Genomic DNA, 12,028 nt, shown 5'->3' with positions numbered 1-12,028 from the left:
CGCACCAAACGGGTGTTTGGCTGCGTTGGTGCCGCCCGTGACGTACGTCAGGATGCCAGCAGGCTTGTTCACGCCGTCGCCGGAGATGAACGCAACGCCTTCTTGCTCGGCGAACTCGGCTTGCACCTCAGATGCCAGCCACGCCTCGATGTTGATCTCGGCGTCGTCCAGAATCTGCTGGGTGGCGGCTGGATTGGCGTAGATCTCGCCATGGCCAAAGCCCAGCTCAGCCAGCACGGGAGTGGCCGTTTCAGGACGGGCGGAAGTTTCGCCCACCCAGCCGGAGCCAGTGCCGCCCATGTTGAACAGCTTCTTCCAGCCAGCCTTGCTGGTGACCTGCACCTGGGCCAGTTGGCGCATGGGCGATTCGTCGCGCAGCTTGTCGGTGATGGTGCGGTCCCATTCGACGGGAGTGAGGTAACCGCCTTCGTCAGCCGTGCCTTTGTTCAGGGCAGCCTGCACATCACCCTTGCGCATGTGGGCGTTGAAGGAGTCGGTGTACTCCTTGTCACGCAGCGCCTTGGTGCCTGCGCCCATTTGGGCAGAGGCGATCTTGGTGTGTGCGTCTTCAACTTCCTTTTGCAGGCGGTCGATGTCGGCGTTGATCTTTTCCTGCTTGGCCTGGAAGTCGGAAGTGCTGTTGCCAGCCTTCAGAGCGTTCAGCTCTTGCGTGTGGGTGCTCTTGAACTCTTCAAAGGAGCGACCCAGGTCTTCAATGGTCTTGTTGATGTCGGTCATATTTAGCCTTTCATGGCGTTGAGTAGGTTTTGCAGCGAAGCCGCTGCTACTGGTTTTGCTGCCGAGTCACTCAGGCCGCCATTGCCAGCCGAATCGCTCAGGCCGGACTTGAATTCAGATAGAACGCGCTGTGCTTCGCTACGAGGCATGCCGCTTGCGCGCAATGCTGCTTCGATGCGGCGTACCGCCGAAGCCTGTGTATCGGAGCCCTGCTTGATCGCCGAATCCTCCAATAGGGCGTCAGCCCAGCCGTCAGCAACAGCGACGGAGCCACCGATCCAGCTTTCCTTGTCCATCAAGGAAGTGATACGTTTGAGATCCACCCCCGTGCGCTCCTGGTAGACATCGGCCATAGCTGCGTCAAACGGCGCCATCTGCTCACTGAGCGCAGCAAAGTCGTGGCGGTTGCCAGCGGCCAAGCACCAGCAGTTATGGATCATCAGAAACGAAGGCCTGCCAATGCGGATCTCATCACCAGCCATCGCGATTACCGAGGCGGCGCTAGCGGCCATGCCCAGAATGTTCACGGTGACGCGGCCCGGGTGCATGCGCAGCTGGTTGTAGATGGCCACGCCATCGAACATGTCGCCGCCAGGACTGTTCACGTTCACAACCACATCACGGTCGCCAATTGCGCGCAAGGCACCAGCGATCCGGTTGGCTGTGACACCCTCCCCGGTCCACCAGTCCTCGCCGATCACATCCAAAATGCTGATCACGTTGTCAGGCGAGTCGCCAGCGGCTGCCTGTATGCCAGGCGTCCAACGCGACATCGCACTGGGCGACACAAACGACTGGATGCGACCGCGCGCCCCAGCGTTCAGCTCAGGTAGTTTTCGTAGGCTCATTGCTTTCTTTCTTTCCAGACGGCTGTCCGAGCTGCGTTGCATGTGGCAGGTCAGTCGCTGGGTAGTCCAGCAGCTCCCGCACTTCGTCTGCGCTGTGCCATGGCTGGTGCCCGCCAGCGCCCAGGGCCTTGGCGAAGTAGTCCGCTTGGTCTTTAAGAGTGCCGCGCAACAGAGCACGCACGTTGAACTTGAAGAACAGGGTTTCCCGCTCTCGGTCGGTCAACAGCGACCGGGCCAGGGCTTCTTCCCAAGCCTGCATGCGGCTGGCCAGCGTGTACTGCACGAAGAAAATGCCCAGCTGCTCAATGCCGGAGCCCCAACTGGTGTCATCCATCATCAGGAGTGGCCGAGGCACGCCATATAGGCGGGCGACTTCCTCAATTTGATGGTTGCGATTCTCAATATGCTGGCCATCCCTGGCCGTCGATGCGAAGGTCTTGGCCTTCGCCCCCTCTTCCAGAATCATCCACTTGTTGACGTTCTCAGCTCCCGTGTAGTCTTCGTCTACAGATTGCTTCATGCGTTTGTAAGCGGGGTCTGATAACTCACCATCCACTTCAATCGCCCCGCCAGCCATGACGCCCGTGCGGAAGACGTTGGAAGCTGCGCGCTGCGCGCCGGCCGCCAGGTCGAACACCTCAGATGCCAGCTTTCGGCGGGATAGGCCCTCGATACCATCCAGCGACAAATCACGGATGTGGAGCATCTCGTCTTGGTCCAGGGTGATCTGGCCGCCGTTCTCGGTGGTGCATTGATACTGCATCCGCCAACCTGACCCAAGCTTGCCAATGACCCGCCCCTTCTCGAAGGGGATCAGATGTATCGGGCGACTGCCGGATCGGATAATGCGCGCATAGGCGTTGCCTTCCGTCTCCAGCAGCAGCTCCATCTGGCTCTTGAACTCCATCGGCGTCTGGTAAGGGTTGGGTTTGACCCGCACCAACTTGTGAGCCGGGTGATCGGTCGCCTTTTGCTTGTCACTCCCCTCGCGGTAGAGGCTCAAGGGCAGCATGCCCAGTCCGTTGCACAGGAGGGTCAGGCAACGCAGTGCTGCGGTGTTGCGCAGCATGTTGCCCTGCGCACCTGTTTGGCCCATGCGAATGAATTCCAGAAACGCCGGGTCATCCAGCCCCGTAAAGGTGAACCCCTGAGCACTGGACTGCGGGCGCGACTGTGCCTCCGGCTTGCGCCGGAACATATCGAATATTTTCATTGAGTCGTACCCTATAAGTACCTGATGCCGCGCCGCTCGTAGACCGATTTGCGCTTTGCTTCAGGGTTGGTCGCCATCAGCGTGATCGCGTTGAGCGAGGCCATCAGCGGGTCAATCTTGGCCGTGCCGCTGGCCTGCTTGGTGATCAGCACAGCGTTTCCGGAAGGCACTACCTTTGCATTGCCCACCGACCAAGCCATCATTGGCGAGTCGGCGTGTGTCAACTGACCGTCCTTCAAGGCCAGCTCGGCCACCGCAATCGCACCGGTCAGCTTCCAGCCCTGAGAAATACCGATGATCAGATCCTCTGGGATGCCTGCATCAATCAGCGCTTTGAACACCACCTTGTGGGTGCGCTCCGGATCCAGGCCAATCTTGGCCAGCAACCCAGCGTCGTAGACCTTCTTACACAGGGCGGCCAGTTCCTCAACGTCCTGGCGTGGCCTCTCGACAATGACCAGGTCGCCATCACTAACGAAACCGTGGTACTTCGATGCCTCGGACTTGCGCCGCTCGATACCGATGGGATGGACCCAGGCCCTATTCCACAGCAGGCAGCTTTCTCGCCCTGCCTCACGGCCCTCGATCCCCAGCCCGAGCAAGTCATCCAGCCCGCCACCATCGATGCCGATGGTGATTACCTCTGAACTGGCAATGATGTGGTCCAGCGTTACGCGCTTGTCGCCGTTTTGCTCCCAGTAGTCAGCACCCGTCCACCGCTGGGCGGACATATTCATGCCGACCTGGACATTCAGGTGCTTAGCCCGTATGTCCCGGACTGCATGCTCGCCAGCCTCCTCTGCTTCCTGGATCTTCTGGGCGATGACCTCAGCATCCACTGACACATTCCAATTTGGGTTGGTAATGTATGCGTTATCGAGATCTTCGTAAGCCTTAGCCTCCAGCATGTGATCTGGGAATTCATAGATCACAGGCAGAAACCGGCGATCCACCACCTTACCGTCTCGCACCTTGCGGGCGTAGTTGAGCTTGTCCAAGAACACGCCAGCTGGCGGGTTCTCCGATTGTGTGGTGCAGTAGAAGACGAAGCCTTCCGGGCGCGAGGTGATGCCGCCTGTCGCCTCCGTCAGCATCGATGTCGCCTTGGCGCTCTTGCCGAACTCATGCAGCTCGTCGATGAACACGCCAATGGCCTTCTTGCCGGTGACCGTCGCGCTGTCAGCCGCCACCACTTTCAAGGTGGCGTTGTTCAGCCGGTCGGTGACTGTCTTGATGTGCTGCTGCTCGTGAAACCGGGCTGACAACTCGTCATCAGCCAGGATCATCTCCCGAATGGGCTTATACGCGTTGTCTGCCGCTTCCTTGGTCGGCGCCAGAATGATGAACTCACCCGCCGCCCGAGTGTTGAGAATGAGCGCTGTGAGCATCACGCCCGCAGCGATCATCGATTTGCCGTTTTTCTTGCTCACCATCAGGAAATAGTTGGTGATCAGGCGGCGCCTACGCTCCGGGTCATAGGAGCCAAACAGCGCCGCCACCAACTCATTCACCCAAGGCAAGCAAGCTTCGCCCATCAGAGGGCTACCGTCAGCGTCCACCATCCGAAGGGCGCCGAAGACATCCATTGCATCGGCTGCCACCTCTGGAAACAAAGGCTCAACGGGCACCATGGACCGACGCGCAATGATGCGCTCCTCCCAGTCCGGGAGGCTCGTGGTCCATTCCATTACTTCACCGCCCGCAAGCCAAATCTACCTGTTCCAGCCTTCTCAGCAGCAGCCTGCTTTGCATCTTTCTTGCCGGTCTCACCCATCTTGGCGAACTCAAAGGGCATCAGCGCCTTGGCAGCATCGATGCGCAGCTTTGGCTCCAGTTCAACATCGTTCATTGCCGCCAGCAGAAAGGCGCGAGGGTCTTTATGCGCCATCGCCTGGCTGAGGTCAAACGATGGACGGTCAGCCGGCGGGGCCTCGCCCGTTTCCTTCGCCTTCTTGTGCTTTTGAAGGTGCTCCGCCACCTCGGCATCCTTAACAAGCCGTGAACCGGCTGCTGATGCAGTAGCTGGACTGTACCCAGCGGCGATTGCCGCTTCTTTATTCGACTTGCCAGCCAAAACGGCATTGGCGAACAGTCGCTTTTTGCCTGTTAAAGCCATTAACAAATCCTCCATGGGGGAAATAGTCTGCGCATGCGGAACAGGTCGGTTTCGGGGGCAAGGCCCTTCCCGACTTCGGACGCCCCCCGGCCCGCCGATTCCTCTGGGGATCGACCACAGCCCTCTGGCGAGTCGCACCCGATTCAGCCAACCCGATACCGCTCCTGCGCCTCTCGCTTCGTCTTGGCCTTGTGGCAGTCTGTGCATCGCACCACCAGGTTCGATTGGTCATTGCTGCCACCCTGCTCTAGTGGCGTGTCGTGGTCCACCTCGTTCGAGGCGTGCACCCTGCCACAGTCCACACAGGTGTAGGCACCTGCAGTAAGAGTGCGCTCCCGGATCTTCATCCAGCGGCTGCCGCGTATGCGCTCAGTTGCTCCCGCCTTCGTGTCCAGCACCTTCATGGAAGTGGAGAGGACGGGTAGCCTGGGTTTGAGTGTCTTCAGACTCACTGGTCAACCATCAACGCGACAGGCGGCATGGTCTCGCCTACCACCCACAGAGCTACGGGCCGCCCTTCATTTAGCGCCTGCAGCTCCTCCGCAGTTGGCTTCCAGAACGAAACCACCGCAGGATGACCGTCGCACTCAGTCCGAGTGATTGGCAGCGCATTACATGGCAGCGCGCCTTGAGCCCATCCTTTGGGGGCTCCAAGCACTGCATTGTTCGATGGGTGTTGAGTGCGGTTCATCTCGTGTCCTGTGGCGAATGGGTCGCAGGGGCTAGGCTCCAAGTGTGTAGGTCGCGTGTGCGGAGAGCCTGCCCTGCGGTAACTGGTTAGCGGGTGTTGGCAACCCTCATGGCGTTGCCGTTCTCGGCGGCACTGGTAACCGCCTGGCTGATGGCCTTCAACTGCTCCAGCACCTCAGCCTTCCAAATGGAATCGCTGTCATCAGTGGTTGGGTGCAGCGAAGCTACAGCCTTGGCCATCTCCGGATAGCTGGCGACATGGGCCGCTGCCGCTCCCAATACTTCCTTGTTGTCTGCCGCCGGGATGATTCGCTCGCCTACGTGTATGGCTGGGTGCATCTGCTGCATCTTGAGCAACTGAGTGCGCAGTCCGCCAACGGGGCAAACCTCATCTCCTACAGGTGTGCCAGCGTTGATTGGCTCACCGCCAAGAACCGTTGCGCGAAGACTCTTTAGCACCTGCGCGACTTCTGGAAACGCGCCAAGCCAACGCTGGTAGTCTTCGATGTAGACGCGGAACCTCCACGACTCATTGGTCTCATGCCACAACTCAGGGCACAGCCACAGGGCTATCTTTCGTCTTAGGCTCATGGGACCTCCGAAGCTGGTCAGAATGCGGCGATGCGCTCATCCAAGATAGCGCTGTAGTCTTTCATCACATCCTCTTGGCAAACAAGTCGGCCTCGCTCATCCTCGTCTTTGACGATTTCCGCGAACTTCTCGGAGTTGATAAACGCGGTCAGTTTCTGAAGCTTCTCATCCAGCTCTCGCTTCTCGTCTACCACTCGTTGTTGATGCGGTGCATATTCGTTCATAAGGCCTCGCTAAAAAAGAAAAGCCAGCACTTGGCTGGCCTTGGTATTCGTACCCCATCAGACAACCCTCATGGGCTGGGGTTGCTGTTCGCTTCTTCAAGCACTGGGAAGCTCTCAGTAGGAGATGCCGCACGTTCATACCGCTCGGGTGCGGGCCGCGCTTGCTGCAGCTGACATGAAAAAGCCCCGCACTTGGCGAGGCTGGGTGTTGATCGTCTTCTAGGCGCGCCGGTAGTGATCCCCGGCTTTCCCCTGCTTCGACTCACTGCTAGGCAGCTACTACAGGGGCTACGGCGTCACGCATCACAACTGCGCGCTACGCCTAGAACACATCCCTAGAAGCGGAAACGCTCCGCCATCTAAGGCCTTGCCGAGCCACAACAGCCCGGCAAGTGATTCATGGTTGAGGGCAGACAACAAACCGTTGCCCGCTGGTTCAATAACAAGAACCTCTCAACGCTGCCGAGATTACCACATATTCAATGGGGGCGCAACAGCTTATTCATGTTGTGGCTGTGGGTCCGCTTGCAGTCCATGACGTGATCGATCAGCAACTGGGCGTCCTTGCTGCCGGGCTCGCGGGCCAGCATGGTGCCCTTGCACTTGGAGCAGGTGTAGGTCTTGGCTTCCTTGACCTTGAGGCCGGTGCCATTGCAGGGCTTGCACTTCTGGTCGATCAGCCAGGCCATAGCCTCTGCCGCCGAATCGTGGGGCGATGCCACCTTCTTGGTCATGGCCTCGTGGACCAGCTCGGCATGCATGCGCTCAATGTCCGACCGGCTGGGCTTGGTGATGATCCGCAGGTAGTGGGATGCAACACTGGCCTTACTCATGCCGCTTGCCTTGATCAGGTCCACCTGGCCGATCTTGTGGGCTTCGTCCGAAAGGTCGCTGGAATGCATTGCTGCTGTGTAACGCTCTGCTGTGATGCTCATGGTCTACCTTTCAGTTCTTTCGTCTTTGCTCTGTATTCGTCTCGGATGGCGTCTACTTCTTCTGCGGTCAAGTGGCGGGAATCGTTGTCCGACTCAAGCGCCTCCACATACTCCACGCCATATCGCTCAATCAGTCCGGCCCTGTATGCAATCGCGTTGCCATGCAGGTGGTTGTTACAGGGTTGGCATTGCTTATGGATGTTTCGGGGGTCAAGGGCCAAGTTGCTTGCAGCACCGCGGCTGCGGTAATGCCCCGCGTGCCATTGGCCTTGATGGAAGCGTCCACAAGAGATGCAGGGAAGGTCAGCGTCACGCAGGCGCACATATGCGTTTACTTGCACTTGAGCGCGGGCCTTTCTCTGCGAGAGAGTCAGTGACTTCTCCTTCCTCCGCTTCATCTCAGCACGCTCAACCTTGGCAGCGGCCAGAGCCTCCTTGGCCTTCTTTCGTTCAATGCGCGCAGCTTCTTCTACGGCGAATTCATCAATGCAGCCTGGGTGCAGCAGGCGCTGCCCGGGCTCTAGCTTCTGTTTGCAGTGCTTGCAACGGGTGCGGCGGAAGGTCATGCCATCACCCCAAACATGAATGCCACAAACAGAAACCAGCCCCAGCCTGGTAGCCCCAGCGCAGCCAGAACGAAGCCGCAGAGCATTGTGAAGAATGCAACATCCTTCATGCCTCGACCTCCACCGCCTTGAACCGAACGCCCCGCTCAGCCCCGAAAGCCTCCATCAGGGTCTGCAGCTCTGCCATCTCGGCCTTGGTCATCTTTGAGGTGGACTGGCCGCAGACGACAAATCCGCCATCCAGGCCTGGCACCACCTTGGTGCGCTTGAGCGCGGCGCTGAAAACATCCTTCCACTCCTCAGTAGTCAGGCGGTGGCCGTGCCAATCCACCTGGGCGGAGATGTCGGAGAGCATCGCCCACAGCCGGCGATTCTGCGCATCGTTGCGCTTCTCGGGCCGAATCTCCAGGGTGAGTCGGTGGCCGGACAGAATCCACGGCTTGACGAAGCCCCACGCATGCATGAGGGCCTTATGCGCTTGGATGGGCTCCCATAGGGAGAGGCTGATGCGCTCAGTCATCGCGCACCACCAGTCAGCCAGTCTTGGTATGCATCGGCCGGCGTGTAGCCCAGGCCCACAAACCCGCGCAGTGCCGACACCAGGGCGCAGTGCCAGATGCCGTTGCTCTTGATCAGTTTTGGCTTCATACGTCCTCCGGCTTTTCATTTCCCTTCACCCAGCCAGCAACCTCGCATGGATAGGCGGACATTGGATAAACATTGATTCGGTCGAGCTCTCCTGATGCATGCCGGTGAGCCAGGAACGATTGCAGCCACTCGATTACCTCTTTAGGCTCAGGAGACGCAAAGCAAAAGGTACGCTCGACATCAACATGCCAAAGGCGAACCTTTTCGCCCTCTTTCAAGGTGCGGAGCCGCGTCTCGACTTCTTCTGCGCAATGGGAAAGCTGGTCTAAATCCAGATTGGCCACGAATTCTTTGATGCTCATCCCCTCACCCCTTCTTGTTGAGCCAGGCATCCCTGGCCTTGATCACATTTACCGGTGCAGCCTGGTGGCTGTTGCATGTTTGGTGTGGTGGCATGAACCGCCACGATGGGCCAAACTCGCATGGCGCCATGTGGTGCTTTGCCATCGGTGTTGCTTGGCCGGACGAGTCCTTTAGCTGCCAGTGTTTGCAGGTTGCACATGTCACTGGGCCTCCTTGGCTTGCTGGATGGCGGCGGCTGCGCGGACAATGGCGCGGCGGGTGGCCTCCATTGGCTTGCCTGCTTGCCAATACTCACCACGACCTCTGGAGTGGCCAGGAACCACGGCAAGGGCCTGGCCCAGACCATGGTGGAAGCTGACTTCCATTCCGTGCACAACAGCCAGATTCAATGCTGCATTGCCATCCACCAGAGGATTCCAATAGTCGTCCAACTCATCAGCGCAGATGCCCTCACTTAGCCCGTACCGGGCCTCACCCCATCCCCGCATATCCGTGAAGCTGAAATCCTTGAACCCCATGGACTTGGCAGCCGCCTCCAACAATTCACGATCTGTCATCCCCACACCTCCGCAAACTTGCTGATGAAAGCCTCACTCAGGCTGACCTGCACACCCTGGCGCCCTTTGTCCTGGTAGCTGCAGTTCCAATCTGGGCATCCCTCTGCCTTGCTGTTGACCTTCACTATTGCCCCGCTTGGAAGCGTGTAGAACTGGTTCTTTTGGATCATTGCGCCTCCAGCAATTGCTTGTCGCCCACTGCCTCGCGGGCAAATCGAACTGTTGTCGGGTTCAGCTTCTCGCCGGCACGAACGCGGCTCAGGATCGTGTGGGCCCATGCCTTGTCTGCGCGGGGCTCAAGGCGCTTGAGCATTGGCGCCAGGCGCTTTAGCTGCTCGGCAACCACGGCAGGTGATGCGGCCGGCGCCGGCAGTTGCTTGTCCTCAGCGCGGGGGCTCTTGCGTGCCAGGTCGCGGAACTGGAACACCGTCGGTGGCTTGGCAGGGTCCAGATGGGTCAGCGCGTGAGCAATGCCCTCGGGGAAGCGCTCAAACCCAGCCAACTCGTGCGCCCAGTCGGACTTCACAGCGTTCAGGTCGATGCCCTCCCAGCGGCCCAGGAAGTCACGGCCGTAGGCCAGGGTCAGTTTGGTGAAGATCTTGTCGATCCATGCTGCCGGCAAGCTCATGCTCCGCCTCCAATTCGTTTCTGTGGCTGCTCAATGCGCCGAGCCGCGACCTCAATGGCTTGGTTCTTGAAAAAATCGGTAGGCGAAGCTTCTGGAGCTTGCCGGGCAATGGACGGTACGACCTCTTGGGCCCGCTCGCGCATCGAGCGCTGGTAGCCGGTTTCGCCGCTGCGCTGTGGCGCGCCAGTGGCTTGGGTCGAGCGGCCAAAACGGGTGGCGTTGCGCAACCAGGTGCGGAACGCCGCTTGCCAGTCGATGAAGGTCGAGCCCTTCGCGGCGTGGTGGTCCTCAAATGCGGCTTGCTGGTCGCCCAGGTTCAGGCCCATCTCGAGGGCCATTGCCTCAGCCGTTTCGTTTGGCATGAAGTCGGCAGGCAGGACAGTCGAGCGGTTCGCCTTTGGCTTTTTGGCGCTCGCGCCATCAATGACGGTTACTTGATGGTTCTCTGATGGTTCTTGACGGTTATTTGCGGGTGCAATGGGTTGCACCCTTTCATGCGTCAGATTGCACCCTTTAGTGTTGTCACTTGCACCCTTTGTGTCGTCAGTTGCACCCTTTTGAAACGGTGCAATTTCTGCACCCTTTATCCAAATGGGAGAAATGCGGTACTCAGAGGTCATGCTGCGCCCCCCATTACCAGCGCCAACCAAGATCAGCCAGCCAGTCTCTTGCATGCGGCGCAGCTGATATTGAACGGTGCGCTCAGATTGGCGAGTCTTCTCAGCCAGAGCCTTGATGCTTGGGTAGACCTTGGTTCCATCGTCGCTTGCGTGATCGGCCAGGGCCAGCGCGAGCAGCATTTCGCCGCCACCGTTGGGGTAGCGGTCAAATACTGCCGTCATGAGCTTGATGCTCATACAGCCTCCCAGACGCGATAGCCATTGCGCAGCAGGTCTTCGCCTTCGAACTGCACAACTTGCACTTGGCCGCGTGCCTGCAGCTCAGGCAGACGGCGGCAGACCTGCTCTACAGACATGCCGGTGGCCTGTGCCATCTCGCCGGCCGTCATGCCGCCCCAGCCGGGCGGGTTCAGATCATCGGCCAGCGCGGCCAAAATGCGGTCGCAGTGATTGCCCGCAAACAGAGCTGCGCGCTCGCCTGCGATGACGCTGGTAATTGGGTCGCTTGCTCGGGCGTTGTTCATCGCAGGGCTCCTTTCAGAATTCGTTGGGTCTTGAGACTTGATGCCTGGGCCTGAGCCCCGCTTTCGATGTAGTAGCCGTGGTAGCGAGGGTTGCGGTCTACTGTCTTGAGGATTCGGGGCTTGGTGAGCCCGGAGGCGATGGATTTGGCTGGGCGGGTGAAGGCGTTCATTGACCAGCCTCCAGACCTGCAGCGCGGCAGATATTGCGGCGCAAGCGCAGCAGCAGCTCGACCTCAGCCATGATCTGGGCAGACATTTCCTCGGCTTCACGCGGACTAATAGACAGGTCATCAGTGACCTTCATCCCCAGCGCCGTGAGCGATCCGCCTTCGACGTTGAGCTGCAGCAGCTTTGTCTTGATAGCGCTGACCTCACAAGACCAGCCACCCTCTGGAGCCGGAGGCAGTTCCATGGCGACCATGCCAAAGCGGTTGCTCAAGGCCTTAAGCCAGTCCATGGGCGCAGCGCCGGTCTTCTCCTGCATCCACTCGGTCAACAACTCCAGCATTTCCAGGTTGATCCACTCGCCATCCACGCCACGCAGACGGGCGCGCAGGGTTTCGGGGTGGATCGAGCGACCACGGCGCTCGGTGAGGAACCGCGCAGCGTCAACAACGCCACCAGCGGTACTGCGGACGGTGTTGTAAACAACGTCGCGCCAATCGGTTTGTGAGAGGTGGCAGGTCATTTTTACGATCCCTTGAAATGCGGTTTATTTAAGGCTGGCGGTCGGTTTGGCGTTTTCAGATACTGAGAACATGAAAACGACGACTACAAAATTTCTAGAGAGAGGTGCCTGCCCTGCCTTGAGCTATGCTGGTAGTTCC

At 59.2% G+C, this 12,028-nt stretch carries 20 protein-coding genes; all 20 read right to left on the bottom strand.

Annotated features, from left to right (window positions below; genetic code table 11):
- On the bottom strand, positions 1-738 hold a 738-nt coding region (locus EDF71_RS09955), incomplete at its 3' end, for a phage major capsid protein (RefSeq protein WP_133856412.1).
- A 2-nt stretch (positions 739-740) separates the two neighbouring features.
- Positions 741-1,628 (bottom strand): head maturation protease, ClpP-related, encoded by an 888-nt coding sequence (locus EDF71_RS09950; RefSeq protein WP_243854246.1) that lies wholly within the window; start codon positions 1,626-1,628, stop codon positions 741-743.
- Positions 1,564-2,799, bottom strand: a complete 1,236-nt coding sequence (locus EDF71_RS09945) for a phage portal protein (protein WP_133856411.1) — start codon at positions 2,797-2,799, stop codon at positions 1,564-1,566. The genes EDF71_RS09950 and EDF71_RS09945 overlap by 65 nt, the downstream gene beginning before the upstream one ends.
- A gap of 11 nt (positions 2,800-2,810) precedes the next feature.
- Positions 2,811-4,487: a terminase large subunit gene (locus EDF71_RS09940; protein ID WP_133856410.1), complete on the bottom strand. Its 1,677-nt coding sequence runs from the start codon at positions 4,485-4,487 to the stop codon at positions 2,811-2,813.
- A complete protein-coding gene (locus EDF71_RS09935) occupies positions 4,487-4,915 on the bottom strand; it encodes a terminase small subunit (RefSeq protein ID WP_133856436.1) in 429 nt (142 codons plus the stop codon). The genes EDF71_RS09940 and EDF71_RS09935 overlap by 1 nt, the downstream gene beginning before the upstream one ends.
- Before the next feature lie 143 nt (positions 4,916-5,058).
- Positions 5,059-5,319, bottom strand: coding sequence for an HNH endonuclease (locus EDF71_RS09930; RefSeq protein WP_243854245.1), 261 nt, complete (start codon positions 5,317-5,319; stop codon positions 5,059-5,061).
- 373 nt (positions 5,320-5,692) lie between these two features.
- Positions 5,693-6,196, bottom strand: coding sequence for a hypothetical protein (locus EDF71_RS09920; protein WP_133856408.1), 504 nt, complete (start codon positions 6,194-6,196; stop codon positions 5,693-5,695).
- Positions 6,197-6,213: 17 nt separating this feature from the next.
- A complete protein-coding gene (locus tag EDF71_RS09915; protein WP_133856407.1) occupies positions 6,214-6,420 on the bottom strand; it encodes a hypothetical protein in 207 nt (68 codons plus the stop codon).
- Positions 6,421-6,899: 479 nt separating this feature from the next.
- Positions 6,900-7,355, bottom strand: coding sequence for a zinc finger-like domain-containing protein (locus EDF71_RS09910; RefSeq protein ID WP_133856406.1), 456 nt, complete (start codon positions 7,353-7,355; stop codon positions 6,900-6,902).
- The gene (locus tag EDF71_RS09905) at positions 7,352-7,921 is read right to left on the bottom strand and encodes a recombination protein NinG (protein ID WP_133856405.1); all 570 of its coding nucleotides are present in this window, start codon (positions 7,919-7,921) and stop codon (positions 7,352-7,354) included. The genes EDF71_RS09910 and EDF71_RS09905 overlap by 4 nt, the downstream gene beginning before the upstream one ends.
- Positions 7,922-8,027: 106 nt before the next feature.
- Complete coding sequence (locus EDF71_RS09900) at positions 8,028-8,441, bottom strand: recombination protein NinB (RefSeq protein WP_166656504.1); 414 nt, start codon at positions 8,439-8,441, stop codon at positions 8,028-8,030.
- Positions 8,438-8,569 carry a hypothetical protein gene (locus EDF71_RS25560; RefSeq protein WP_279586284.1) on the bottom strand — a complete coding sequence of 44 codons (132 nt, stop codon included), beginning with the start codon at positions 8,567-8,569 and terminating at the stop codon, positions 8,438-8,440. The genes EDF71_RS09900 and EDF71_RS25560 overlap by 4 nt, the downstream gene beginning before the upstream one ends.
- Positions 8,566-8,871 (bottom strand): hypothetical protein, encoded by a 306-nt coding sequence (locus EDF71_RS09895; RefSeq protein WP_133856403.1) that lies wholly within the window; start codon positions 8,869-8,871, stop codon positions 8,566-8,568. The genes EDF71_RS25560 and EDF71_RS09895 overlap by 4 nt, the downstream gene beginning before the upstream one ends.
- A gap of 201 nt (positions 8,872-9,072) precedes the next feature.
- Positions 9,073-9,429 carry a hypothetical protein gene (locus EDF71_RS09890; protein ID WP_133856402.1) on the bottom strand — a complete coding sequence of 119 codons (357 nt, stop codon included), beginning with the start codon at positions 9,427-9,429 and terminating at the stop codon, positions 9,073-9,075.
- The gene (locus EDF71_RS24990) at positions 9,426-9,599 is read right to left on the bottom strand and encodes a hypothetical protein (protein ID WP_166656503.1); all 174 of its coding nucleotides are present in this window, start codon (positions 9,597-9,599) and stop codon (positions 9,426-9,428) included. Before EDF71_RS24990 ends, EDF71_RS09890 begins: the two co-directional genes overlap by 4 nt.
- Positions 9,596-10,057 (bottom strand): hypothetical protein, encoded by a 462-nt coding sequence (locus EDF71_RS09885; protein ID WP_133856401.1) that lies wholly within the window; start codon positions 10,055-10,057, stop codon positions 9,596-9,598. Before EDF71_RS09885 ends, EDF71_RS24990 begins: the two co-directional genes overlap by 4 nt.
- Entirely contained in the window at positions 10,054-10,914 is an 861-nt protein-coding gene (locus tag EDF71_RS09880) for a helix-turn-helix domain-containing protein (protein WP_133856400.1), read from the bottom strand. Before EDF71_RS09880 ends, EDF71_RS09885 begins: the two co-directional genes overlap by 4 nt.
- Positions 10,911-11,201 (bottom strand): hypothetical protein, encoded by a 291-nt coding sequence (locus EDF71_RS09875; protein ID WP_133856399.1) that lies wholly within the window; start codon positions 11,199-11,201, stop codon positions 10,911-10,913. The genes EDF71_RS09880 and EDF71_RS09875 overlap by 4 nt, the downstream gene beginning before the upstream one ends.
- Positions 11,198-11,371: a hypothetical protein gene (locus tag EDF71_RS24985; RefSeq protein ID WP_166656502.1), complete on the bottom strand. Its 174-nt coding sequence runs from the start codon at positions 11,369-11,371 to the stop codon at positions 11,198-11,200. Before EDF71_RS24985 ends, EDF71_RS09875 begins: the two co-directional genes overlap by 4 nt.
- Positions 11,368-11,889, bottom strand: a complete 522-nt coding sequence (locus EDF71_RS09870) for a hypothetical protein (protein WP_133856398.1) — start codon at positions 11,887-11,889, stop codon at positions 11,368-11,370. The genes EDF71_RS24985 and EDF71_RS09870 overlap by 4 nt, the downstream gene beginning before the upstream one ends.
- Between the last annotated feature and the right edge of the window lie 139 nt (positions 11,890-12,028).

The organism is Comamonas sp. JUb58 (genome assembly GCF_004364775.1).
Taxonomy (GTDB): Bacteria; Pseudomonadota; Gammaproteobacteria; order Burkholderiales; family Burkholderiaceae_C; genus Comamonas.
The sequence above is the reverse complement of the archived record's forward strand: the minus strand, read 5'-3'. Positions and strand labels throughout refer to the sequence as shown.

Coding starts and splice junctions, on each gene's coding strand:
- EDF71_RS09950 (WP_243854246.1), bottom strand. CDS start 1,628: ATGCAACGCAGCTCGGACAGCCGTCTGGAAAGAAAGAAAGCAATGAGC.
- EDF71_RS09945 (WP_133856411.1), bottom strand. CDS start 2,799: ATGAAAATATTCGATATGTTCCGGCGCAAGCCGGAGGCACAGTCGCGC.
- EDF71_RS09940 (WP_133856410.1), bottom strand. CDS start 4,487: ATGGAATGGACCACGAGCCTCCCGGACTGGGAGGAGCGCATCATTGCG.
- EDF71_RS09935 (WP_133856436.1), bottom strand. CDS start 4,915: ATGGCTTTAACAGGCAAAAAGCGACTGTTCGCCAATGCCGTTTTGGCT.
- EDF71_RS09930 (WP_243854245.1), bottom strand. CDS start 5,319: ATGAAGGTGCTGGACACGAAGGCGGGAGCAACTGAGCGCATACGCGGC.
- EDF71_RS09920 (WP_133856408.1), bottom strand. CDS start 6,196: ATGAGCCTAAGACGAAAGATAGCCCTGTGGCTGTGCCCTGAGTTGTGG.
- EDF71_RS09915 (WP_133856407.1), bottom strand. CDS start 6,420: ATGAACGAATATGCACCGCATCAACAACGAGTGGTAGACGAGAAGCGA.
- EDF71_RS09910 (WP_133856406.1), bottom strand. CDS start 7,355: ATGAGCATCACAGCAGAGCGTTACACAGCAGCAATGCATTCCAGCGAC.
- EDF71_RS09905 (WP_133856405.1), bottom strand. CDS start 7,921: ATGACCTTCCGCCGCACCCGTTGCAAGCACTGCAAACAGAAGCTAGAG.
- EDF71_RS09900 (WP_166656504.1), bottom strand. CDS start 8,441: ATGACTGAGCGCATCAGCCTCTCCCTATGGGAGCCCATCCAAGCGCAT.
- EDF71_RS25560 (WP_279586284.1), bottom strand. CDS start 8,569: ATGAAGCCAAAACTGATCAAGAGCAACGGCATCTGGCACTGCGCCCTG.
- EDF71_RS09895 (WP_133856403.1), bottom strand. CDS start 8,871: ATGAGCATCAAAGAATTCGTGGCCAATCTGGATTTAGACCAGCTTTCC.
- EDF71_RS09890 (WP_133856402.1), bottom strand. CDS start 9,429: ATGACAGATCGTGAATTGTTGGAGGCGGCTGCCAAGTCCATGGGGTTC.
- EDF71_RS24990 (WP_166656503.1), bottom strand. CDS start 9,599: ATGATCCAAAAGAACCAGTTCTACACGCTTCCAAGCGGGGCAATAGTG.
- EDF71_RS09885 (WP_133856401.1), bottom strand. CDS start 10,057: ATGAGCTTGCCGGCAGCATGGATCGACAAGATCTTCACCAAACTGACC.
- EDF71_RS09880 (WP_133856400.1), bottom strand. CDS start 10,914: ATGAGCATCAAGCTCATGACGGCAGTATTTGACCGCTACCCCAACGGT.
- EDF71_RS09875 (WP_133856399.1), bottom strand. CDS start 11,201: ATGAACAACGCCCGAGCAAGCGACCCAATTACCAGCGTCATCGCAGGC.
- EDF71_RS24985 (WP_166656502.1), bottom strand. CDS start 11,371: ATGAACGCCTTCACCCGCCCAGCCAAATCCATCGCCTCCGGGCTCACC.
- EDF71_RS09870 (WP_133856398.1), bottom strand. CDS start 11,889: ATGACCTGCCACCTCTCACAAACCGATTGGCGCGACGTTGTTTACAAC.